Annotated in this window: 19 protein-coding genes and 2 pseudogenes; 11 read left to right on the top strand and 10 right to left on the bottom strand. The window is 72.2% G+C overall.

The features are described from left to right. The first annotated feature begins 102 nt into the window (after positions 1 to 102). The 3 genes from ACWEFL_RS20315 (at position 103) to ACWEFL_RS20305 (ending at position 2,824) form a co-directional block, all read left to right on the top strand. Complete coding sequence (locus tag ACWEFL_RS20315; protein ID WP_451714375.1) at positions 103 to 864, top strand: IclR family transcriptional regulator; 762 nt, start codon at positions 103 to 105, stop codon at positions 862 to 864. 64 nt (positions 865 to 928) lie between these two features. Continuing rightward, entirely contained in the window at positions 929 to 2,134 is a 1,206-nt protein-coding gene (locus tag ACWEFL_RS20310; RefSeq protein ID WP_451714372.1) for a 4-hydroxybenzoate 3-monooxygenase, read from the top strand. Positions 2,135 to 2,176: 42 nt separating this feature from the next. After that, positions 2,177 to 2,824, top strand: a complete 648-nt coding sequence (locus ACWEFL_RS20305; protein WP_451714369.1) for an HD domain-containing protein — start codon at positions 2,177 to 2,179, stop codon at positions 2,822 to 2,824. 452 nt (positions 2,825 to 3,276) lie between these two features. Here the strand turns inward: ACWEFL_RS20305 and ACWEFL_RS20300 are convergent, their stop codons facing one another. From ACWEFL_RS20300 to ACWEFL_RS20290, 3 genes are all read right to left on the bottom strand, one after another. After that, on the bottom strand, positions 3,277 to 4,491 hold the full coding sequence (locus ACWEFL_RS20300; protein WP_451714366.1) for a hypothetical protein: 1,215 nt from the start codon (positions 4,489 to 4,491) through the stop codon (positions 3,277 to 3,279). Between the two features lie 805 nt (positions 4,492 to 5,296). After that, a complete protein-coding gene (locus ACWEFL_RS20295; RefSeq protein WP_451714363.1) occupies positions 5,297 to 5,608 on the bottom strand; it encodes a substrate-binding domain-containing protein in 312 nt (103 codons plus the stop codon). Between the two features lie 102 nt (positions 5,609 to 5,710). Further along, entirely contained in the window at positions 5,711 to 6,076 is a 366-nt protein-coding gene (locus tag ACWEFL_RS20290) for a winged helix-turn-helix transcriptional regulator (RefSeq protein ID WP_451714360.1), read from the bottom strand. 78 nt (positions 6,077 to 6,154) lie between these two features. On the opposite strand from ACWEFL_RS20290, the gene ACWEFL_RS20285 reads away from it, so the two are divergent. The 4 genes from ACWEFL_RS20285 to trxA all read left to right on the top strand — a co-directional run bounded on the left by ACWEFL_RS20285 (position 6,155) and on the right by trxA (position 8,104). Continuing rightward, positions 6,155 to 6,565, top strand: a complete 411-nt coding sequence (locus ACWEFL_RS20285) for a Rid family hydrolase (protein ID WP_451714357.1) — start codon at positions 6,155 to 6,157, stop codon at positions 6,563 to 6,565. Positions 6,566 to 7,012: 447 nt separating this feature from the next. Beyond that, positions 7,013 to 7,327: a hypothetical protein gene (locus tag ACWEFL_RS20280; protein WP_451714355.1), complete on the top strand. Its 315-nt coding sequence runs from the start codon at positions 7,013 to 7,015 to the stop codon at positions 7,325 to 7,327. 28 nt (positions 7,328 to 7,355) lie between these two features. Beyond that, positions 7,356 to 7,769, top strand: coding sequence for a MerR family transcriptional regulator (locus ACWEFL_RS20275; protein WP_451714352.1), 414 nt, complete (start codon positions 7,356 to 7,358; stop codon positions 7,767 to 7,769). Then, positions 7,766 to 8,104 carry a thioredoxin gene (gene trxA / locus ACWEFL_RS20270; RefSeq protein ID WP_451714349.1) on the top strand — a complete coding sequence of 113 codons (339 nt, stop codon included), beginning with the start codon at positions 7,766 to 7,768 and terminating at the stop codon, positions 8,102 to 8,104. The genes ACWEFL_RS20275 and trxA overlap by 4 nt, the downstream gene beginning before the upstream one ends. A gap of 328 nt (positions 8,105 to 8,432) precedes the next feature. Here the strand turns inward: trxA and ACWEFL_RS20265 are convergent, their stop codons facing one another. Then, a complete protein-coding gene (locus ACWEFL_RS20265) occupies positions 8,433 to 13,151 on the bottom strand; it encodes a CHAT domain-containing protein (protein WP_451714347.1) in 4,719 nt (1,572 codons plus the stop codon). Positions 13,152 to 13,273: 122 nt separating this feature from the next. Between ACWEFL_RS20265 and ACWEFL_RS20260 the strand changes: the two genes are divergently transcribed. Further along, the gene (locus tag ACWEFL_RS20260; RefSeq protein WP_451714344.1) at positions 13,274 to 13,672 is read left to right on the top strand and encodes a hypothetical protein; all 399 of its coding nucleotides are present in this window, start codon (positions 13,274 to 13,276) and stop codon (positions 13,670 to 13,672) included. Next, positions 13,669 to 14,580 carry a hypothetical protein gene (locus ACWEFL_RS20255; protein WP_451714341.1) on the top strand — a complete coding sequence of 304 codons (912 nt, stop codon included), beginning with the start codon at positions 13,669 to 13,671 and terminating at the stop codon, positions 14,578 to 14,580. Before ACWEFL_RS20260 ends, ACWEFL_RS20255 begins: the two co-directional genes overlap by 4 nt. Before the next feature lie 171 nt (positions 14,581 to 14,751). Here ACWEFL_RS20255 and ACWEFL_RS20250 read toward each other — a convergent pair whose 3' ends face one another. From ACWEFL_RS20250 to ACWEFL_RS20225, 6 genes are all read right to left on the bottom strand, one after another. Next, positions 14,752 to 15,891, bottom strand: a complete 1,140-nt coding sequence (locus tag ACWEFL_RS20250) for a tetratricopeptide repeat protein (RefSeq protein ID WP_451714339.1) — start codon at positions 15,889 to 15,891, stop codon at positions 14,752 to 14,754. Positions 15,892 to 16,036: 145 nt separating this feature from the next. Continuing rightward, the gene (locus ACWEFL_RS20245) at positions 16,037 to 16,162 is read right to left on the bottom strand and encodes a hypothetical protein (RefSeq protein ID WP_451714337.1); all 126 of its coding nucleotides are present in this window, start codon (positions 16,160 to 16,162) and stop codon (positions 16,037 to 16,039) included. A 266-nt stretch (positions 16,163 to 16,428) separates the two neighbouring features. After that, positions 16,429 to 17,775: an NAD(P)/FAD-dependent oxidoreductase gene (locus ACWEFL_RS20240; protein WP_451714537.1), complete on the bottom strand. Its 1,347-nt coding sequence runs from the start codon at positions 17,773 to 17,775 to the stop codon at positions 16,429 to 16,431. 850 nt (positions 17,776 to 18,625) lie between these two features. Further along, positions 18,626 to 18,910: a hypothetical protein gene (locus ACWEFL_RS20235; protein WP_451714334.1), complete on the bottom strand. Its 285-nt coding sequence runs from the start codon at positions 18,908 to 18,910 to the stop codon at positions 18,626 to 18,628. Between the two features lie 231 nt (positions 18,911 to 19,141). Continuing rightward, positions 19,142 to 20,320 (bottom strand): GDSL-type esterase/lipase family protein, encoded by a 1,179-nt coding sequence (locus ACWEFL_RS20230; RefSeq protein WP_451714332.1) that lies wholly within the window; start codon positions 20,318 to 20,320, stop codon positions 19,142 to 19,144. 84 nt (positions 20,321 to 20,404) lie between these two features. After that, entirely contained in the window at positions 20,405 to 20,974 is a 570-nt protein-coding gene (locus tag ACWEFL_RS20225) for a TetR/AcrR family transcriptional regulator (protein ID WP_451714536.1), read from the bottom strand. Positions 20,975 to 21,127: 153 nt separating this feature from the next. On the opposite strand from ACWEFL_RS20225, the pseudogene ACWEFL_RS20220 reads away from it, so the two are divergent. Both ACWEFL_RS20220 and ACWEFL_RS20215 read left to right on the top strand, forming a co-directional pair. Further along, positions 21,128 to 21,410, top strand: a pseudogene (locus ACWEFL_RS20220) (cobalamin/Fe(3+)-siderophore ABC transporter ATP-binding protein); the annotation flags it as partial. Positions 21,411 to 21,637: 227 nt separating this feature from the next. Then, a pseudogene (locus tag ACWEFL_RS20215) lies at positions 21,638 to 22,377 on the top strand (hypothetical protein); the annotation flags it as partial. Positions 22,378 to 22,381 lie beyond the last annotated feature (4 nt).

Here is a 22,381-nt window from a genome sequence, read left to right as displayed (position 1 = left end):
GGCGCGGTGTGCGTCTGCTGGCTTGGGGTCACGCAGGGACCGTAGCCACGAAACCGGCGCACTGGCTTGCATCCGCTTCCACTGGATGGAAACGTGTCGGCCATGGCAGGCAACGCCGCGAGTCCCGGCCGCTCGGTGACCAGCCGCGCGCTGGCGGTCCTGGGGGCCTTCGACAGGCGGCATCGGCGACTCACCCTCACCGATCTCGCTACCCGCGCCGGCCTCCCGGTCGCGACCGCACACCGGCTGGTGGGCGAACTGGTCGCATGGGGCGCGCTGAGCCGCACCGGATCCGGGGAGTACGTCGTCGGGCGTCGGCTGTGGGACATCGGCCTGCTCGCGCCCGTGCACACGGGCCTGCGGCAGATCGCCTCGCCCTACCTCCACGATCTCTACGGCGCGACCCTCGCCACCGTGCACCTCGCGGTGCGCGACGGCAGGCAGGCGCTGTACGTCGACCGGCTCTCCGGACACGCCTCGGTGCCGGTGGTCAGCACGATCGGCTCACGTCTGCCGCTGCACGCGACGGGCGTCGGCAAGGTGCTCCTCGCGCACGCGCCGGCCGACGTCCAGGCCGAGGTGCTCGCAGCCCTCCCGCGGATCACGCCCTACACGGTGAGCCGGCCCGGCCCGCTGCGCCGCCAGCTCGAGAAGGTGCACGAGGACGACTACGCCACCACGGTGGAGGAGATGACGCTGGGCGCCTGCTCGGTCGCCGTACCGATCCGCGCCGACGGCGACGTGGTGGCGGCGCTCGGCGTCGTCGTACCCAGCCTCAAGCGGGACCAGGCGCGGCTGGTCAGCGCCCTGCAGGTGGCGGCGCGGGGTATCGGACGCAGCCTCCTGGGCCCGGCCGTCGACTGACCGGTTTCCACTGGGCGGAAGAGCGCCATGGCCTGGACGGACCGAACCGTCCGAGAATGCGGCCATGTCCTCCATGTCCTCCTCGCGCGTCCCGAGCCGCACACAGATCGGCGTCGTCGGGGCCGGCCCCGCCGGACTCATGCTCTCCCACCTGCTGGCCCGTGCCGGGATCGAATCCGTGGCCGTCGACCTGCGCAGCCGCAGGGACATCGAGGAAACCCACCGCGCCGGGATCCTCGAGCAGGACTCGGTCGACCTGCTGGTCGACAGCGGCGTCTCCGACCGGGTGCACCACGACGGCTACCGTCACGACGGCATCGAACTGGCCTTCGGTGGCGGCGGTCACCGGATCGACTTCCAGGGCCTGGTCGGCGCCTCGGCCCAGCTCTACCCCCAGACCGACGTCTTCATCGACCTCGCCGACGCCCGCGAACGCGACGGCGGCGACGTCCGTTTCGGCGTCACCGACGTGTCGGTCGACGACCTCGTCTCCGACTCGCCCGTCATGCGGTTCACCGACGCCGACGGCACCCGCCACGAGGTCCGCGCCGACTTCCTCGTGGGCGCCGACGGGTCGCGCAGCCTGTGCCGCGGCCAGGTGCCGGAGACCGAGCGCACCCAGTACTTCCGCGAATACCCCTTCGCCTGGTTCGGGATCCTCACCGAGGCGCCGCCCAGCGCGCCGGAGCTCATCTACAACCACTCGCCACGCGGCTTCGCGCTGATCAGCCAGCGCACCGACACCCTCCAGCGCATGTACTTCCAGTGCGACCCCTCCGAGAACGCCGACGACTGGTCCGACGACCGGATCTGGGACGAACTCCAGTCCCGGGTCGGGGCCAACGGCCACCGGCTCCAGGAGGGACCGATCACCTCCAGAACCGTGCTGCCGTTCCGCAGCTTCGTCCAGGAGCCGATGCACCACGGGCGGCTGGTGCTCGCCGGCGACGCCGCGCACACGGTGCCACCGACCGGCGCCAAGGGCCTCAACCTGGCCCTCGCCGACGTGCGGGTGCTCGCCGAGGAACTGGAGCGGGCGGTCGCAGGCCGTGACACCTCCCCGCTGCGCACCTACAGCGAGCGGGCGCTCCGCCGGGTCTGGAAGGCCCAGCACTTCTCCTACTGGATGACCACGATGCTGCACACGCTGCCGGGGGCCACCCCGTTCGACGTCCGGCGCCAGGAAGGCGAGCTGGCCGCGGTGACCGGCTCGACCGCCGGATCGACCTACCTCGCCGAGGCATACACCGGCTGGCCGGGAGGGCGATGAGCATGGCACTGCCCCGTCAGGCCCCGACCGCCAACCAGCTCGGTGACGACGTCACCGGCTTCCTCCCCGACCCCGCGAGCGTGCCCGGCACCGCCGGCTTCCGGCCCCGGGACGACGCCGTCTGGCAGTTGGCCGTCGATCATCTCCACGTACGCGGCAACGACGGCCACACCGCGTACTCCTACGGCATCGCCGCGGCGCTGTGCGACCTGCACCGAAGCCGACCGGGACGTCGTCCTGCCCGCGATCATCCTCCACGACACCGGCTGGTCGAAGGTGCCCGCCGACGTGGTGCTCGAGGCCATTCGCCCCGGCGCCGGCCGTCACGACCTCGTCATTCGCCACGAGAAGGAAGGCGCGGCGATCGCCGCGGACATCCTCGGCCGTCTCGGCCACGATCCCGCGGAGACGGCCGAGATCGTCGAGATCATCGACGGCCACGACTCCCGGCTCACCTCGCTCTCGCTCAACGACTCGCTCGTCAAGGACGCCGACAAACTGTGGCGGCTGACCCCGCACGGTCTGGACACGGTGATGGACTGGTTCGGCCTGACCCGCGAGCAGGCTCACACGCTGATCGGCAGCCGGGTCCACGACCACCTGTTCACCGACGCCGCCCGCACCATGGCCCGCGCCCTCGCCGCCGTCGCGACGATCGACAGCACCCCCCAGCGGACCGCGCTCGGCTGAGACGGCGCGCGCTCGCCAGGCCGCCCGCCGCGCGCGACGATGTCACCCGAAGACCGACGGAGGCACCCTCCGTAACATGGCCTGGGCCCTCACCACGGTCATGGCGATCCCATCGGCACCGTCCGCTCGCGGGTGGCCCGCGCCCGTGTCTCGCTCATAGCGCTCCTGAAGGAGGCGGAAGCTCCCACAGCCATGGACGACTGTCCGACCGTCTCCAGAACAGCTCGTCAAGGAGCACCGGTGACACAGGCAGGCCCACACGGAATGCTGGTCGGCTGACCACAGCGGACTTGAGGCCGGGAAACGACTGATCGCCCCCGGCCTCAAGTCCGCTGGTGCGACTTCACCAGCCGTCGGGCCGCACTTTCGGGAGGGCTGAGGGCCCCGTGCCGCTCGGCTGCTGGAAACCGTTGATGAACGGGTCATGCGGAGCGACGAGGCGGCGGCCGGCGTCAGCGCTTCCAGACGGTCGCACGCCAGGTCGTCGCGGTGCCGGCGCCATCGGTGCCGACGGAGAATCCGGCGATCACTCCGGCGTCGTTGATCGCGAACGCCGCGGCGTAGGGACCGAGAGACGACGGCGGCAGCGGGACGACCGTACCGTCGGGCTTCCACAACAGGGCCTTGTCCAACGCGGGGTTACCGGCCGGCGGCCACGCGTACCCGACGGCCGTCCCCCGGTTGTTGATCGCCAGCACCTCCCCGGCCGCTTCCGCCGGATTGGCGAGCACGGTCCGGGTGCCGTTCGCGTTCCAGCGGGCCGGGTCGCCGTTCGGGTTGTCCTCCAGCGAAGCCCCCACGGCGGTGCCCGCCCGGTTGACGTCGTATCCCCGCCCGCGCCCGGCGTCGCGGACGGTGCCGTCGGCCGCCCACACCAGGACCCGGTCGTACTCGGTGCTCCCGGCAAGCCGCCCGTGACCGAGGACCACGCCATCGTCGGTGATCTGGCTCGTCCGGGCTCCGACGAACCCCGCCGGGAGGGGCAGCGCGCTCACGGCACCCGCCGCGTTCCAGCGTACGGGGTGCGCGGGGCCATCGGTGCCGTCGCGCTTCTCGGTCCAACCGACCGCCGTGCCGGCGTTGTTGATCGACGTCGCGGTACCGCTGTCGTCGCCGGGCAGCACCGGCAGGTCGGTCCTGCTGCCGTCGGACCGCCAGCGCAGGGGGTGGGAGCGGTTGTTTCCCTCGGACGCGTCGCCGACCGCGACCCCGGAGTTGTTGACGGCCGACGCGTTGCCGCCGCGAGACCCGGCGGGAAGGGGCAACCGCGTCGGGGTGGCGCCCGGTGTCCAGCGGACGGGGTGGGAGTCGGGCAGGCTGTCGTAGGACAGGCCGACCACCCATCCGCGGTCGCTGAGCGCGGTCGTGCGGCTGAACCGCTCACCGGGCAGCGGCGCCAGACGGGTGTAGCCGGGACGGCCGGCGTTCCACCGGATCGCGAGCGGCCCGTCAGAGCCCTCCACGTAGTAGTCGCCGACGACCGTGCCGCTGCTGTTCAGCCCCTTGACGAAACTGTGGAGCCCTCCCGGCGGGATCGGGAGCAGCCGTGAGGTCCGCGGCAGTTCGGAGGGTTCGGCCACCGCAACGGGCGCCGAGCCCATGAGGAGCAGGGCGGTTGCCGTCGCGGCGGCAAGGGTTACAGGTCGGGAGAAGCGCAAGCGGGCCATCCGGACACTCCTGCTCTCGTCAATGACATTGACGTACAAGTGCATGGGCATTTCGTCTGCTCCAGGCCGGCGGCGAGCCCGCGCTGCCGCTCAAGTTTCCGCTTCCGGCGACCCGTTGGCAGCCCGATCTCCGAAACGGCTGGATTCGTACGCCCATTCGTCTTGCTCCGCGCTACCCCGTGACCGACGCGTCGGCCCCGCCCCGCGGACGGGCCGGCCTCCGGGGGGGGGGGCGGCGCCCCAGCAGCCCTTCCGGCCGAGGGCGACCGGGGCCCCTCCATGGTGTCGGCGAGGAACTGGTTCCCGGCGGCGTACCTGGTCTCGAAGAAGACCACGGTGCTGAAGATGCCGCCGTCGGCCGCGGCGAGGTACTCGCGGTACGTCCCGGGCACGGAGGGGTCGAGGCGGCCGGTGTGACCGGCGGGAACGGAGTTCATCATGTCCCACTCCGTCTCGCGCGGCGGCAGGGCCCGCGCGGTGTCGAGCAGGTGGCGCGCTTCCGGGCCGATCACGCGGGGCGACCGGCGACGTCCTGACGGAGATCCGGGCGACGCCCCGCGTCGCACGGCTGAGCCGTCGGCCGGAAGCTGTGACGGGACGGAAGCCCGAGGTCAGCGAGGCTGGGACGGACCATGCTCGCCCGGTCGGCGTTTCCTCGCCCGGCCCGCGCCTCGCATCGTCGAAGCGCGGGCGCGCAGGATCGGCGTGATCGAGACCGGCGCGTCGCTCGTGACGCCCTCGATGCGCTCCAGCAACAGGTTGACCGCGCTGATCGCGGTCCCCCTGGGATTCAGGTCGACCGCCGTCAGCGCGGTCTCGGTGGACTGCGCCTGGTCTCGGTGGACTGCGCCTGGTCGCTGTCCACGCCGACGGCGACCAGTAGATCGCCGGGAATCGACAGGTTGCGTACGTGCGCTCCCTGGACGATCCCGTTGGCCAGCCACTGCGGCAGCACGAGGACGGCGTCAGGGCGCTCGGGCCCGTCGAACAGCCGGGCCGCCGCCGTGCGGACGACCTCCGCCGTATTCGGCTGCGGCCCCGAGCTCAGCGAGACGCTCGGCTGAGCTTCCCAGCCGAGCGTTCTGCGTGGCCGGCTGTGGAGTCGGTTCTCCTGCACACGGCTGCGGAGAGCCGCCTGTCACTTCGCGACAGTTCGGGAGGGCCGGGCTGAGGCGGGAGAGGCGGATACCGGGTCGGTGAAACTGTTCCGGTCACAACACTAGCTTTCTTCCTGCGCGTCGAAGGTTGTGCGTGCACGCGTGATGGCGGGCATGTTCTGTGAGGCCCAGGCCAGCAGCACGTCGATCGGAGGCCGAAGGGTCTTGCCGAGCGGAGTGATCCGGTAGCTGACCGCCACGGGGCGGGTGGAGACGACCTCGCGCTCGATCACGCCATTGCGTTCGAGTCGCCGGAGCGTCGCGGTCAGCGACTTCTGTGTGACCTGAGGGATGGCCCGACGCAGTTCGTTGAAGCGGCAGGGACGCTCGCAGAGCTCGTTGAGGACACTGAGCGACCACTTGTCGAGGATCTGGTCGAGCAGTTCGCGGTGCGGGGGTTCGATGCGGAACTCGTAGGCGGTATCCATGGCGAAACCTGGTCTCGTTGAAGTGTCCCTATTCAACTAGGTAGCTTACGGATACTTACCGCGGAGGAGAAAACAGTCATGGCTGTTCACCACTTCACGCCGCAAGGCATGCTGCAACCGGTCCCGTACCACCACGTGGCCGTGGGCACCGGAACGAAGCACGTCCACGTCAGCGGGCAGGTCGCACGCCAGGCCGACGGCACCCCCGTCGCGCCCGGCGATCTGGCCGGGCAGGTCGCTCACGCCCTGCGCAACACCGCCATCGGACTGGAGGGAGCGGGCGCATCGTTCGCCGACGTATTGCGCCTCACGTTCTACGTGACCCAGTGGAGCCCGGAGAAGATCGGCGACTTCATGGTCGGCGTGGAGGCCGTCGCCGACGAGATTGGGCTCCGGCTCCCCATGCCGCCAGCCTCGCTCATCGGCGTCGACTGCCTTTTCGAGCCGGATGTGCTCGTCGAGGTCGAAGCAACGGCACTGCTCGGCTGATCCCCGAGCGAGATACCTCCGCCGACTCAAGCGCCTGCTTGTTCAGTTGGGGCCCCGGAATCCGCCTCCTCGCCAGGGCCCTCTCGCCTCTCACGATTATTCTCGTCACCAACCGCTGCACTGCTGATACGACCGCCGCCGATTGCATCGGATGCGAACTGGAGCGGCTTCTGCTGGTCTCCCCAGAGCCCGGCGAGTCCTGACCGCGATCACCCAGCGTGTGCAGCCCTTAGCGCGCCATGCTGCTGGTTTCCGTCCAGGACTCCCTCGAACGGCTCTGGAGCCCTTCCTGGCCCACTTCGAGCTGCGAAGGGTCGCCCGCGCCCTCATGCCACAGCCCGCCGCAGGGAGATTTCGATCATGGACATCCCGCTATCCGCTCTGGATCTTGTGATCGCGGAGTCGAACCGGACAGCCGCCGAGTCGCTCGACGCGACCAGCTAAACCGTGCTTCGTCTGGACGAACTCGGCTACCAGCGAGTCTGGTTCGCTGAACACCACGGAACCGAACTGCCCGCGAGCGAGGTACCGGCGGTTCTCCCTGCACGTGTATCCGTCGCCCGTCATGAACCGCCCACCACCGCCGACTTGGGGTATCGCGTCCATACCCGCGGCTCCGGCCTGACGGCTCACGTCGTGGACGAGGTCCTGGAGCTGTCTCCGCACCTGTCCGCATCGCTGATCGAGGAGGTCCAGCGGCGGCCGGACCAGGTGGTGCCGACGACGCGGGCGCGGGCGATGCCGCGGTCGGCCTTGCCCTGACCCCGGCGTCAACGTCTACGGTCGCCGCATGCGAATCGGCGAGCTGGCGGAGCGGGCGGGGACCACCACCCGCACCCTGCGCTACTACGAGTCGCGCGGACTCCTGACCGCGCGGCGCACGGAGAACGGTTACCGCGTCTACGACGAGGACGACCTGCGTCTCGTCCAGCAGATCCGGACCCTCCAGGACTTCGGGTTCGAGCTGGAGGAGACCCGCCCCTTCGTGGAGTGTCTGCGTGCGGGTCACCCCTCGGGCGACTCCTGCCCCGCCTCGATCGCCGTCTACCGGGCCAAGATCAGCGAACTCGACGAACTGATCGGCCGTCTCGGCTCCGTACGCGCCCAGGTCGGCGCGCAGCTCGCACGGGCCGAGGCGGAATCGCTGACCGGCTGCCCGGAACCACGATGCGAATTCGGAGAGGTCTCGGTGAGTGACACATGATCCAGGCAGAAGGCGTGGCGGTCGTGACGGACACGGACTTCGCCACGGAGGTGCTGACGTCGGAGCGGCCGGTGCTGGTGAAGTTCACGGCGGACTGGTGCCCGCCGTGCCGTCAGATCGCGCCGGTCCTGAGCGCGATCTCCCGGGAGGAGGAGCATCGCCTCAAGGTGGTCCAGATCGATGTGGACGCCAATCCCGAGACGACGAACCGTTACGCGGTGCTGTCCATGCCGACGCTGATGGTGTTCCGGGGCGGTGAACCGGTGAAGTCGATGGTGGGCGCGCGTCCGAAGCGCCGGCTGATGCAGGAGCTGGAGGACGTGATCGGAGCGTAGCGCCCGGGCGGGACGCGCCCGCCGCACGGAAGCGGCCCGGACCGGGTACGGCGGGCCGGACCGGCTTCCGCAGGCCCGGCCCCTCGGCCCCGGGGCCGCCCGTACCGATGAACACACCGGCCCGTACGCGCCCCCCGGCCCGGATCGGCGACAGACCACCGCGCGGCCCCGGGTTCCGTACCGTACGGCCGGCCCGGTACCGCGGCGGCCGGCGGACAGCGGTGCGACGGCCCCGGGCGGCCCGTCACGCATACCGGTGGGCACCTGACCCGGTCGCGTACCGGCCCCGGATGCCGTACGCGGTCCGCCGGGGACGCGTTCGCGGTCGTCACGCGCCCGCGTGCAGATACGCGGCCCAGCGGGTCGGGATCGCCGGATAGGCGTCGCGGGCCGCGCGCAGGGCGGTGTTGAGAGCCACCGCCGAGGCCGTGAGATCCGGGGAGCGGGTGCCGGCCGCGGTGAGGAAGGAGTACACCGACCGGGCCACGGCGGCGCTGTCGGGCGTACGCCACAGAGTGCCGATGACGCTCCGGAAGCCCGCGAGCTGGAACGCCGAGGCCAGGTGCATCGGCTCGTCCGGCATGGTGGGATGCTGCTCGGCCGTGCCGCAGGCGGAGAGGAACGCCAGCGCGCCGTGGTCCAGGCGGACATCGTGCACCTGGGCGGCGGTCAGCTTCTCGCCCGACGCCAGATGGAGCCCGTTGCCCAGCAGGGTGCCGAGGGCGGCGTTGCTGTCGCCGTGACAGGCGAAGTGCGCGATGGGATAGCGGCCCAACTGCGCCTCCACGGCCCGGAGACCCGCCTCCTCTCCGCTCAGTATCCGTGACCCGGGCACCAGTGCGAGGACATCACGGGCCTCCGCCTCGGCCTGGGGCAGCGAGGGCATGCCGGGTGTCTCGGGGACCGCCACGACGAGCGCCCCCGCACTCCGCCGCGACCGCCCCGGGCCACCCGCGTTCCCGCTGTCTACGCTGTCCCCGCCGTCTTCGTTGTCCTTGCCGTTCCTGTCGTACCTGTCGTGCCTGCCATATCTGTTGTCATCGCCGTCCGGTCCGGGCCGCGTACGGTCCCGCATCGCGTGCGCGAGGGCCGCGAGCGTCGGCGTGGACGAGGACACGACGCGGTCGATCACCGTACGGGGGCGGCCGTCCCCGCCGCCGTACGGGTCGCGATGGTGGCCCGCGGCCTGGAGCGGCAGCCGTACCAGCGGGCCGACCGGGCACCACCACAGCCGGGGCAGCGCGCCCGGCGGCAGGGGTTCGGCCGGGGGCGGCAGACGGTCGACGACCGGGCCGGCCAGCTCGTCCCACAGCCACTCCAGCACCTCGTGCAGTTCCGACTGGGCCGCCGCGCGCCGGGCGAACCCCTTGTCGAGGTCCGTCGCGTCGGAGACCGCCGTCTCCAGCCGGCCGATCCGCTCCAGCACCGCGCCCGCCGTCAGCCCCGGCAGCGGCACATGGACCACCGGCTGTCCCGGATCGGCCGGTACGAGCAGGGCGTCCCCCCGGTGCTCATGGGCGGCCACCAGCACCACCGGAGCTCCGGCGATCCCCCGGCGCACCTCGGCGAAGGTCCGCGGACGCAGCAGCTCCGCGAACCGGGGGTGCCGGGAGAGCCGTTCGAGGATACGGTCCCGTTCGGCGGCCAGCCTGCGGGTCTCGGCAGCCCATCCCGGGCGCGGATCCACCTCCTGTGTCGACTCCCGCCGCTTCCCTCCGGGGCTAATCCGTACGACCTCGATGGTGAACGAGCTGATATTGGTGTAGATGTCACTCTCCGCGAGCCGGGACTCGATGCGTTCCAGGTCGTCCGCGGCGCGCGGATCGAGGGCGCGCAGCGGTGTCCAGTACCGGCGGGCCGCCACGGCTTGCCCGTACAGCACCGCCCGGCCGCTCTCCAGCAGTTCGACGGCCCGCTCCGGCCGCCCCACGTCCACGGCGAGCGCCGCAGCGTCGGCGGCGAGCCGCGCTGCCCTGCGGGTGGCGCCCTGGCGTACGGGCCCGGTCAGCGACCGCCGGGCCATCGCCGGAATCTCGTCCAGGGCGGCCTCCAGCGCCCGGAGCGCGCGCTCCGGGTCCCCGGCCCCGCGGGCGAGCCAAGCCAGCCGGCTCCCCGCCTCGATCCGCTTGGCCGCCGGGAGCGTCCGGTCGGCGGCGACGATCGTGTACGCCTCCATCGCCTCCAAGCGCAGCGCCTCGTCCGTCTCACCGGTCAGCCGGTACGACGTGGCGGCCGCGCGGGCGAGATAGTCGTTGCGGGCGGTCCACCAGGTGTCGTCCGCCCGGGTCAGAGCGACGGCCTCCCGCGCCAGCCAGGTCGCGTCGGCCAGCATCCCGGGGTCGCCCGTCGCCGCATGGCGCTTCAGCCGTACCAGGGCGATCTGGCTGAGGAAACGCGGCTGGTCGTGGTGGTCCGGCGCCAGCATGTCCAGGCCCCGGCCGAGGACGGCGTCCGCCTCCGCCAGCAGCTCCTCGCCCGGATCACGCTCCGCGGCGGACATGAACTCCGACGCCAGATTGAACAGCAGCTCGTGCTTCCTCGGATGGTCGTCGGGCAGGGTGGTCGCGGCCTCGTGGGCGACCGACACCGCCTCGTAGGAGAGTTCCGGGTCGTTTCTCTCTTCGGCCAGCCGGCGCAGGGAGTGCGCCAGGTTCGACTGCCAGAAGGCGCGGTTCGGGTGAGGGGTGGGGGTGAGATCGATCGCCTCCCGGCGCAGTTCGACGGCCTCCGGCAGCAGCGAGGCGTCGCCCATCTGGGTCGCGGCCGTGGTCAGGATGTCCGCCAGCCGGTTCAGCCGCCCGCCGTTGTCCGGATCACCGGCCGGGAGCAGCGACTTGGCCTCACGGGCCGCGGCCAGCGCGTCGTCCCCGCGCGCGCCCGGGGAGCCGTCCCGGGCCGCGCACAGGGTGCACTCCGCGAGGACGGCACGGGCGCGGTAGGCCATCGGATGCCCGGCCCCGGCCGCGTCCACCGCCCGGACGGCCGTCAGCCGCGCCCGCTCGGCCGACGCGCCCTCGCCGCCCTGGAGCCGGTCCGCCAGCTCCGCCTCGGCGGCGACGAGCAGCACCAGGGGACGCCGGGGGTCGTGGCGCGGCACCATCTCCAGCAGCGCCTCCCCGGCCCGTCGCCGCTCGCCTCCCGGGACATCGGGGTCCTCGGCGGTGTGGAGTGCCGCGTCGAAACGGGAGCTGTCCGGCCCGTGACGGGCGTGCGGTTCCCCGGTGGTGAGCACGTGCCCGGAGGGCGCGGGGGTGCCGGGGCCGGCCGGAGCGCCGCCGCGCGGCCCGTGCGGGCCGGGCCCCGGGTGCGGGGCGCTCCCGGCAGGGTCCCCGCCGTCCGCCGGGTGGCCGTCGCGTCCCGTGCGGGCGCCGTCCGCCGCACTGGGCGCGCCGGACACGTCCGGCACGGGCCGTCGGCCGCGAACGACTTCCCTCACGGTCTCGTACGGGGGTACGCCCGCTGTGGCGCCGTCCGGCGTACGGGAGTTGCGGCCGGACCGCGCGCCGTTCCCTGCCGGGTTCCCGGTCGGGTGGCGGTCGTGAGGGGCCGCGGTGCCGGGGGTGTCGGGGTTGCTTGTGGGGTTCTCCGTCGGGTGGCGGTCGTGAGGGGCCGCAGTGCCGGGGGTGTCGGGGTTGCTTGTGGGGTTCTCCGTCGGGTGGCGGTCGTGCGGAGCTGCCGTACCGATGCTGTCCGGGTTGCCCACTGGGCTCCCTGCCGCGCTCTCCGCCGGGTCTTCGCCGCCGAGGGCCGCTTCGACGTGGAGAGCCGATCCGGCTCCGGGGGCCGGTTTGCCGTGGAGGGCTGCTCCGGCCCCGAGGGCTGCTCCGGCCCCGAGGGCCGCTCCGGCCCCGTGGACCGGTGGTTCGCCGTGGAGGATCGCCTCGGGCACGGGGAACGGTTCGCCGCTCAGGATCGCCTCGGTCTCCGCCGCGCCGAGGCGTGCGGTGGCGCGAACACGCAGGGCCTCCAGGCGTTCCCGGTGTCCCCGGGCCCGGCGGTCGGACGCGTCGGTGGCCCGTACGAGATCGCGGGTGGTTCTCAGGGCCTCGGCCAGGGTCTCGGCCGAACCGTTCGCCTCGTACAGGCGGGTCAGCGCCGCGCCCAGCGCCCGCGCCGGCGCCAGGCTCACGGGGACGGCACGCCCCGCCAGCTCGGCGGCACGGCCGTAGTCGGCCACGGCGCGTTCCAGCGGCGCCGGACCGCCCGGACCGCCGAGCCCCCGCACCCCGTGACCTGCCGGGCCCTCCTCAGCGCCTTCGCCTTCCTGCTCGTCTTCCCGGTCGGCTCCGTCCCTCTCCCCGTTCCCGGTGTACTGAAGGGCGGCGCAGTACCCCCGCAGCACCAGCCGGTTGGCCAGATGAGGATCGTGCCCGTCGGGCCGGGTCGCCTTCACGGCCAGGGTGGCGACCTGCTCGGCCTCGCCGAACCAGTCCCGGTCACCGCCCGCACCGGACTCCCCGGCGCGGCGCGCCAGCACGGAGTGGTCGGTGAGGAGCGCCGCGCGCTCGACGGGCGACAGCGTCTTCTCCTTCAGCCACCGGCTCTGGAGCCCGATCGCCGTGGTCAGCGCGCTGATGTCGCCGAACTCGTATGCCCGGTCCATGAGGAACCGCAGCTGGTCGATCCGGGCGGCCCCGAGGGCGACGGGCTCCGGCGGGGCCTCGGGCCGCCGCGTGCGCAGGAGCGGGCGGCGAGGCGGCGGTGCGGTGGCGGGCCCGCGCAACGGCTCGGGCAGCCGGTCCGCCACACCGTCCGAACGCCCGCCCCGGGTCCCGGACCCGGCGACGGCGCCCAGCCGGGCCGCCAGCGCCAGCGCGGCCCGCCGCTCCAACAGCCCATGGACACCCGGCCACTGGAGATAGCGGTACCAGCGCGCCAGCGCCAGCCGGGCCAGATGCGCGGGATCGGCGCGCGCCGCTTCCCTCGCGCCCTCGTCCGGGAACTCGGGGGCGTCCAGCACCGGCAGCTCACCGGGGTCACCGGTCCGCTCGTACGCGGCCAGACAGACCTCGATCTCCTCCGGCGTCGGCCCGGACAGGTCGCTCACCACAGCCCCCGTACTTCAGCAGCACACGTATCCTCGGAAGGTGTTCGGCACGACAGTCCGTCAAACTGTCACCACATCAAGTAGTTTGACGCGTGTCGGTGAATCAGGGGAGTCGTGACCGCGTGGCCGTGGACGAGGTGGGGGAGAAACTGGCCCGGCTGTGCCCGCAGGCCGAGGGCGACTCACTCGCAGAGCACGCGCGGGCGTACGGGGCGGGCGAGGTGCTCGACCGGCTGACGGCGGCGGTCCGCGCGGGCGAGGGCGGCCCCGGACTGGCGGCGGATCTCCACGCACTGGACGAGGCGTTCGCGCGCCACGGCATCGACGGGCTCACCACGGGTGCTCGCGGCTATGAGACCCCCCGGGGAGGCCGGGAGCATCCGGTGGTGACCGTATGGGCCTGCCCGGCGCCCCGGCCGTGCTCGCGGATGGTGCCGACGCAGGACGGCGAGCGGGCCGACGCCGGCCCTGCGTGCGCGCTGACCGGGCTGCGGCTGGTCTCCCGCCGGATCCATCTGTGAGCATCGTCCTCGCGGAACTGGGGCGCCAGGTCGCGGGCCGCTGGGCGACCGTGCTGCTGCTCCCCGGCGCCTTCTACATCTGCGCGGCGGTGGTCGCCGCCGTGCTCGGTCACGGCCATGCGCTCGACCCCGGCCCGCTGCGGACCTGGCTCGACTCGGTCGCGGCGGCACCCGCGGGCGGCCGGGCGGGGTCGGTGCTGATCGCAGCGGTCGCGTTCACCGCCGCGTCGGCCGCCGCCGGGATGGCGGCCTCGGCGGGCGAACTGCTGGTGGAACGGCTCTGGTCCGCCTCGGGGCGGGAACCGCTGCTGCGCCGGTTCACCTCGGCCCGCAGACGCCGGTGGGAGCGCGCCGAGGCCCAGGTACGGACGGCGCTCGCGGAGTTCGCCGCGTCGGGCGGCGCCCCCGGGGCGGCGGAGGTCCTGCGGACCGCGATCGCCCGCCGTGACGCCGTCTGCACCGTGCCCGCCGACCGGCCGACCTGGGCCGGTGACCGGCTGAACGCCGTCGACCAGCGGATCCACGACCGCTACCGCCTGGACCTGTCCGCCGCCTGGCCCCGGCTGTGGCTGATGCTTCCGGAGACCGTACGTCCCGAACTCGTCGCCGCGCAGACGGCCTGCGCGTCCGCCGCACGGCTCGTGGGCTGGGGCCTGCTCTATCTGGCGCTCGCGGTGTTCTGGTGGCCCGCCGCCCTGCTCGCGGCGGCGGTGCTGCTCGCCGCCCGGCACCGCACCAGGCTGGCCATCGGGGTCTACGCCGACCTCGTGGAGTCGTCGGTGGACATGTTCGGACGTGATCTGGTGCTCCAGCTGGGTGTCAACTGCCCTGGCCGGCTGACCCGGGAGGTCGGCGAGGAGGCCAACTCGCTGCTGCGCAAGGACCGTACGGACCACTCCGGCGCCTGACGGCCGGTCCCTCGTCCGGCACGGACCCCACCGCCCACGGCACCGCGCGATCCACCGCGCACCCCGCACCCGGTCCACCCGGTCCACCCGGCACCGCACCCCCGCGCCTCGCGCCAACCACCACCCCGGCCCCTGGCTCACGACCGCGCCCCGCCGCCGGCCGGACGCCCCTCATGCCTCGGCCCGGGTCGGTGCGGGGCGGCTGTCGATGCCCTCGATGCTGGAGACCGTCACCTCGGGCGCCCCGGGCAGCCGGACCGTGAACCCGGGCCCCCGGAGCGGGCCGCCCCGGCTCTCCAGCACGGTGACGCCGGGGATGGCCAGTACCAGCCGGTCGTGCCGCGTCCGGTCCCGGCGGGACATCAGCCGACGGTCGACCGTCAGCACCGGCGGAGCGGACAGCCGGGGCCAGTGCGGATGATGGGCGAACACACGCACCCGCAGCCGTCCCTCACCCAAAGCCCGTTCCGCGTCGGCGAAGTGCTCGGCCAGCGCGCCCGTGGCGTCGGCGACCGGGTCGGCGATCTCCCGCCCGTCCGTGGCCGGGTCGTACGGTGCCTCGGTGTCCGACGACCCCACGATGTCGCAGCCGACTCCCCACTCGGCGTCCACCAGCCTGCGGCCCGTGGCGAGGTCCACCCGTGCCCGGTGGTGGGTACCCAGCGTCAGTTCGGCGCCGTAGCGGGTGGCGGACATCGCCACCGGGATCATCCCGGTGTACCGCAGCTGCCGTGCGCAGCTGAGCAGCACCTTCGCGATCGGGAGCACCGGGTCCGTGCCGCGCAGCCCGGCGGCCTCCCGGTGCCGGCCGAGTCTGCGCAGCGCATCGACGTGGTCGTCGCGGATCGCCGCCACATTGGGATCATCGGCGCCGAAGGCGCTCTTACAGGCGCTGATCAGCGCCGGATACTGCTCCGCCGCCTCCTCCAGACGCCCCTGGCGCACCAGCGTGATGAGCAGGTTGTTCGCGGCGTTCAGCGTCAGCGGATTCTCCGGGCCGACCAGCTCCGCCCGTGCCTGGTAGACGGCCCCGAGCAGACGCACGGCCTCGTCCAGCCGGCCCTGGTCCCGGAGCACCAGCGCCAGATTGTTCAGACAGGTGAGGGTGACCAGATGCCGCTGCCCGAAGTTCCGGGCGAAGCCCTCGTACGTCCGCCGGTACTGCTCCTCCGCCTCTTGGAGCCGGCCCGCCCCGTGCAGTTCCCCCGCCAGCTCGTGCCGGAAGGCGGCGGTCTCCAGCCCGTACGCCCCGTGCCGCCGCTCCAGCCTCTCCAGTCGCTCCCACAGCTCGGCTTCCCCCGCGTCGGCCATTCAGGCTCCCTCACTCCGTGACTGAAGCACCCGGCCGCGGCCGGGCTCCCAGCGGGTCTGTTACCCGCCCGTTTGTTCCCCACCCGGCTCACCTCCCAACTCACCTCCCGGCAAGACTCCCCCCTCCCGGCAACACCCCCGCTTCTCAGAGCAACAGGACCACACAGCGGCGCTGTTCGAGCGCGTCCACCAGTCCGGGAGGGGGATCGAGGTCGTTCCAGCGGAGGTCGAGCTTCTCCGGCGACGGGATCGCGGTCGGCCAGTCGGGCAAGGTGCGCAGACGGTCGGTCCGCAGATCGAGGGAGCGCAGAAGCGGGAGCCCGGCCGCGGCCGGGTCGGAGCCACGTACGGGAAGGGAGATCGGACAGGCGCTCGCGGAGGCCCAACCACTGCCGCCGGCACGGTCCGCTGACAGTCCGGTGCGAGGACCGACTCCGCCATGCCTTCGGTCCGGTGCGGCACCGGCGACCCCGTCACCGCGCTCCGCACCGGCTCCGCGAGCGGCAGTGGGAAAGCCCCTGACCGGCGCCTGCTTCGCTATCTCTCCGGTGTCAGCGGTGGCTCGGCAGGGGTCCTCGCCGACGGGCGGAGAAGCACGGCCCGGGCCACGGACGGCGAGAACAGGGCGGTCACGGGAGCGGAGAGGACCAGCACTGAGCGGAAGGCACGCCCCACCACGGGGTCGCCGGGGTAGCACGCCTGGACGCGCTTCAGATACCAGTCCGCTACGCGATCCGCGGGCCCGACGCCGACCGCGGTGCCGATCGCGCCGGGCATCGTGCGGTCCGCCCCGGCGGAGATGTTCCACGCCTGCCGGGATGCTACGAGAAGTGCTCGCTGCACGCGCCGCGTCGTAGGGGTCCGGCGCGGATCGGCCAGTGCATCGCGCAGGGCGATCGCACCCATCGCTGCGACGGCCATGCCCTGCCCGTAGACCGGGTTGAAGGTGCACAGGGCATCGCCCGCGGCGAGGAATCCGGCCGGACGACGGCCCGGCAGGTCGTAGCGGCGGCGGATGTTCGCGGTCTGCCGGAAGCCGAACGCTGGTGAGAGCGGTTCGGCTTCGTCCAGCCACCGGTGCAGGAGTGGGTGCGGCAGCCTCTTCGCATACGTCACGAACTCGTCGTCGGACGTGGGCGGTTCGTCGTCGCGCAGCCCCGAGACAATGACCAGATGGGTGCCGTCCTCCAGCGGCAGCGCACCGCCGGCGTGGACCTGGGCCGGGCTGGGATAGACGTAGTAGCCGGCCGTGTCACCGCCAAGGACGCCGTCCCTGCCGCGGTAGAGCCGGGACGCGTAGGCAAGCCCGGTGTCGATGGTCTCCTCGTGCGGGGCCTCGGCCCCGATCGCCGTGAGCCACCGCGGGGCCTTCGTGCCGCTGCCCGACGCGTCGACGACCAGGTCGGCCTTGAGGGAACGCTGCTCCCCACGGGCGTCACCGGAGCGGCTCCGCAACTGCACGCCCCGTACCCGGGAGGCGTCACCGAGGAGCCCGACCACGTCGGTCGCCTCCACCGCGGTGATCACCGGATTGGCGAGAACGCGCCGCCGGATCAGGTCTTCCAGCTGTGCGCGGGAACCGGTGTAGATGTGCGTAGTTGCGGGCAGCCGCCGGAACCAGCGCCCGTCCTGCCACAACACCAGGTCGGACGGCATACCCACCCGTGGCGCGCCCGCCGCCGCCAGTTCCGCGAGGAGGCCCGGCAGTAACGACTCCAGGGCCACCTGCCCGCCCTCCAGCAGAACATGCGGATGCCGCCCTTGCGGTACCCCGGACCGCGGCTCCACACCCTCCGGGAACCTGTCGCGCTCCACCATGGTCACCCGGTCGGCGCACCCGGCGAGAACGTGCGCGGTGAGAAGACCTGTGAGGCTCCCGCCCACGACGACCGCATGCCGTTCATCCCGGCTGCCGCCCGCACCCCGACGACCCTTCTTGCCGGCAGTGTTCACCGATCCATCCCCTTTGATCGCTCGGTCGTGAGAAGACACCAGTACCCGACTCCATCGCAAGGATCTGGCTATGTTCAAGCCATTCACGCCTCCTGAAACGCACCCCCTTGCTTCGCCGAGGCGGTTCGGCAGCTGCTCTTCCAGAGCGGTGAGGGCACCGGAATCGAGGTGCGTCCCGGCGGCACCATGGGAGGCCCGGACGTTGGCGGAGCCACGCTGACCAGCGACAGGTCCACCTCGTCCCGTTCGGCGGCATCGACGACCAGCGCGTCCGGCAGGGCTTCGAAGACCCCGGCCGGGGCGCTCCTGTGGGGACCTCGCCGGGCGTGGGGCGGCGGCCTTCGTCTGATCAGGATCTTCACCCTCGAGTGTGACCGGCGGGCTTGTGCCTCGATGAAGCCGCACCCACCCGGACGAGACCACCCTGCTCCTCCATGACGCCGAAGAGTTCGGGCACGCTGACCGGCCCGGGGAGCACCGCCACCGCGCCGATCGCGGCAACCGGTGCGTGCGGAGCGCCGTGATCGAGCATCGAGCCACTTCCGCCACGCTTCGGCATACCGTCGACACCCACGACCCGTTCCGGTACATCCGTGCCCCCATCCAACGGCAGAGCAGGCGTCGCGGAGACCGGATTCCCGTGAGCGAAAGCAGGGTGCCGACCGCTCTTCGCGGCCTGGAAGCACTCCTCGTTCGACCAGCGTGCCCCGGCAACCCTCCGTACAGGCGGACCGAGTTCATCCTTCCGCGTCACGGACCCTCGGCCCGCCCTGTCCCCGTTCTACGCCCGCGACAGCATCGGATTCTCAGGCTCCGGCCCATACCCGGCGAGATGGAGCATCAGGGCGCACTGGTCCTCGGCCTCGACGAACACCTGCTGCCCCCAGGAGGAACTGAGTCGGTGCGCGACATCGACCAGTCGGCGGCGTTCCTCCGGCGAGTACGCGGGGAACCGTACCCAGCCCCGTTCGGCGATCGCCTTGCCGAGATCACCGAACAACACCGCCCGTGTGCGCTGTTCTTCCTCCTCGGTCAGTGGCGTGGAGCCGCCATCCGCGGTCTGCAACCGGACGTTGTACAGGTCTCGTATCACTGGCTGCTCACAGTTCGTCGGGTCGCTTCGGCGGGTGTGTTCGGAGAGGCTATCCGAGCAGCCGGTGGCTGGTACTGCCGACCGGAGGAAGCACGTTTCTCCTCTCGCCGGGGCTCCCCTCGCCTCACGACCTGGAGCACTGGAGCCGGCGCGAGGCCGTCACGAGTGGGTCCGGCAGGCCGGTCCAGCGTAGGGCTTACGGGGTCAGCCGGTCTTGGTGGTGAAGGGGCCGTTGTTCGCGAACACGAGTTTGGCGAAGTTCTCGCCGATGCGGCGGTGTCCTTCGGGGCTGGGATGGATCGCGTCCGGCAGCGGGAACTCGGCGTGGTCGCTCTCGCCGTAGAGGTCGAGTCCGTCGAGGTAGTGGAGGTTCGGGTCCTCGACGGCTCGCTGCTCGACGATGCCGGAGAGTACGTCGCGGATGATCGTGAGCGTCAGCCGTCCGGCGGCGGTTTCCGCCTGATCGCCGGTGGCCTTGAACCGGAGGGTTCCGCTTTCGAGGTCCGGCATGAGAGGGCCGGGGGTGTTCTCGTGGGTCGGACACAGGACCGGCGACACGAGGAGCAGGGGTGTCGTCGGGTGACCCTCGCGGATGGTGTCGAGGAAGCCGTGGACGGCGGGCACGAAGGCCCGCAGGCGCATGGCATCGCTGTTGACGACGTTGATGCCGAGCTTGACGCTGATCAGGTCGGCGGGGGTGTCGCGCATCGCACGCGCGGTGAACGGGTCCACCAGTGCGCTGCCGCCGAATCCGAGGTTGATCAGTTCCACGCCTCCCGCTGACGCGGCCAGGGCGGGCCAGATGGTGCTCGGGAAGACGGCGTTCGAGCCGTGGCTGATGGAACTGCCGTGGTGCAGCCACACCCGGCGTCCGTTGTCCGGGGCCGGCTCGACGGGGGCGTCGGTTCGCAGGGCGATCACCTCGGTGATCTCCGAGTGCGGAAGCCAGATCTCGATGTTCTTCTCGCCCGCGGGGAGGTCGGTGAAGTGGGCGGTGCCCGCCGGTCCCTCGGTGAACTCCGCGGTCTGGGTTTGCATGTCGGTGATCGTGCGGAGGTTTCCGCCCTTCACGGTGGCCTGGGCGGTGAGCCGGCCGTCGGCCATCAGGTCGTACACGCCGTCCGGTGGGGGCGGGAAGCCCAGGTAGACACGCTTGGTGGGCAGGGTGTCCAGTTCGATGCCGGTGGCGCGGGTGCGGAAGGCCAGCCGGACACCGGAAGGCTGGGCTTCGGCCACGGCCAGCCGGTCGTCCGGAATCTGGCGGCGCGCCCAGGCGGGCAGCCGGTGCGGCAGCAGACCGTGCGCGGTCTCCTCCACTTCAAGGTGTCCGCGCAGGAAGTCGGCGGTGATGGGGGTGGTGATCCACTTCTGTTCGGTGCTCATTGCCTCAAGCCTTCGGTTCTGGGCGGGGGGCTGGGGGAATCGGGTCGGTACGCGGGAACCGTTCGAAGAGTGGCGCGCCGCTCGTCAGGGGGTCGCCCGCCTCCGCAGCGCGGCGTCGAGGGAGTCCAGGGTCCAGGCCCAGGAATCCTGTGAAGGGACATCCGTGTGACTGAAGCCGCCGGCCGCTTCCAGGCTGGCGTAACCGTGGAAGACGCTGCCCAGCATGCGGACCGCGTGTGTCTGGTCCGGCTCCGCCAGGTCGTAGCCGCGCAGGATCGCCCGTGTCATCTGCGCGTGCCGGACGCCGGCGCTGGCCGCGGCCGTCTGCGGGTCGAGCCGGAACCGGGCGGCTTCGTACCGGCCCGGGTGCGCTCGGGCGTAGTCCCGGTAGGCGTTCGCGAAGGCCGTCAGGGCGTCTTTGCCCGCGCGTCCGGCCACGGCGTGGGCGACCTGGTCGGCGAGTTCCTCCAACGCGAACAGCGCGATTCGGGTCTTGAGTTCGTGGGAGTTCTTCAGATGTGAGTACAGGCTCGCGGCCTTCACGTCGAAGCGCCGGGCGAGCGCCGACAGAGTCACCTGGTCGAAACCGGCTTCATCGGCGAGTTCCGCACCGGCGAGTGTGAGCCGCTCCGGGCTCAGTCCTGCCCGAACCACAACCATCACCTACTCTCGATTTTACTACAGAAAGTATGCAGGTGCCTATAGCTTATAGGCAAATCGACGTACTGCTTCACGGAAGGCCGACGTCGTACGCCGTGAACTCTGCTGGGTGGGAGTGTTGCTGCCGGCCGGCTCGGACCTGGTGGCGCGCACGCCGTCGACATGCTCGACCTGGTGGGCGACCTGGACGAATCCGGCTGCTCGGTGGTGATGGTGCCGCACGGCCTCCACCTGGCCGCTCGCTACAGCGGCAACCTCGTCGTGATGAGGGAGGGGGCCTGGCGCAGGGGTGCCCGCGTGAGGTGATCACCGCCGAGCTGCTGTGCCGGGCCTTCGGGCTGCGAGCCGCTGTGATGGACGGCCCGGCCGGCGGCTCGTCGCGCCCATCGGCCGTGCACGCGTCCGTACGGAGTGGATCGCAGAAAGATAGGCAGTGATAAGGCTAGGCTAACCTAAGTAACGAAGGTAGGGTTTGCCTGTCCTGAGAGGGCGCAGTGAACAGCACGAGAGCAAGGGATCTCGGAATGCTCCTCCTGCGAACGACGCTTGTGCACTCCTGGCGGCGGTTGGCGGCCGCCCCGACCGCCGAGGCCCTCGGTGTCGGCCTCCTCGCGGGGTGTGGTTCCGACTCGGCGGACGAGCCCGACGACGAGAATCGGACTCGACTGGCGGCTCGGCCTCGCGGGCACCGGCGCGCTGCCCACGTACGCGCCGGCCCCGCGCTGGCACCTGCCGCGTTCCGCCCGTCTCCACGCGGAACAGCGGGTGGCCCTGGCCGGCCGCGACCAGGCGTCGATCAGCGGTCTGAACGGGGTCGACACGGTCCGGGCGTACCGGCTGGAGGACGCCTTCCGGGAGAGGGGCACCCGGGAACCGTGGCGGGTACGCGAACCGGCTGTCGGGCACGACGACCCTCGCCGTGCTGTCGGGCAAGGCGACCCTCGCCGTACTGATTCGCGGGCATCGGCACCCCGCAGTCGGGATCGGTGCGCATCGGGACGACCGAACTCGCCGGCCCGGAGCGGGCGCGCGGGTCCTGGTGAGCGTCCTGACGCGGGAGACGCACGCGTTCTCCGCGGCCCGCGCCTGGCGGCGCCGGCCGCCACCGACGCCGAACCGACCGACGCGCTGCGCACGGTGGGCGGTGGGCGGTGGGTGATGGCGGCCGGGTCTCCGCCCTGCCCGACGGGCTCCCCACTCCGGTCGGCGATGGCGGCGGACCGGACCGCCGTGCCGGACGCGGGCCGCGTCGTCGAGCAGGGAACGCACGAGGAACTGGTGGCGGCCGGTACGCGCGGCTGTGGCGGGCATGGCGAGAAGGCGGTCAGCCGGCCCTACAAGACTCAGCCGGCCCTACAAGACATGGGGCCGGTCACTCCGGCCCGGAAGGGTGTTGAGTAC

Source organism: Streptomyces sp. NPDC004838 (genome assembly GCF_053600955.1).
Note: the sequence above shows the minus strand (reverse complement) of the source record. Positions and strands in the feature narration are given on the sequence as shown.

Coding starts and splice junctions, on each gene's coding strand:
- ACWEFL_RS20315 (WP_451714375.1), top strand. CDS start 103: ATGGCAGGCAACGCCGCGAGTCCCGGCCGCTCGGTGACCAGCCGCGCG.
- ACWEFL_RS20310 (WP_451714372.1), top strand. CDS start 929: ATGTCCTCCATGTCCTCCTCGCGCGTCCCGAGCCGCACACAGATCGGC.
- ACWEFL_RS20300 (WP_451714366.1), bottom strand. CDS start 4,491: ATGGCCCGCTTGCGCTTCTCCCGACCTGTAACCCTTGCCGCCGCGACG.
- ACWEFL_RS20290 (WP_451714360.1), bottom strand. CDS start 6,076: ATGGATACCGCCTACGAGTTCCGCATCGAACCCCCGCACCGCGAACTG.
- ACWEFL_RS20285 (WP_451714357.1), top strand. CDS start 6,155: ATGGCTGTTCACCACTTCACGCCGCAAGGCATGCTGCAACCGGTCCCG.
- ACWEFL_RS20275 (WP_451714352.1), top strand. CDS start 7,356: ATGCGAATCGGCGAGCTGGCGGAGCGGGCGGGGACCACCACCCGCACC.
- trxA (WP_451714349.1), top strand. CDS start 7,766: ATGATCCAGGCAGAAGGCGTGGCGGTCGTGACGGACACGGACTTCGCC.
- ACWEFL_RS20250 (WP_451714339.1), bottom strand. CDS start 15,891: ATGGCCGACGCGGGGGAAGCCGAGCTGTGGGAGCGACTGGAGAGGCTG.
- ACWEFL_RS20230 (WP_451714332.1), bottom strand. CDS start 20,320: ATGAGCACCGAACAGAAGTGGATCACCACCCCCATCACCGCCGACTTC.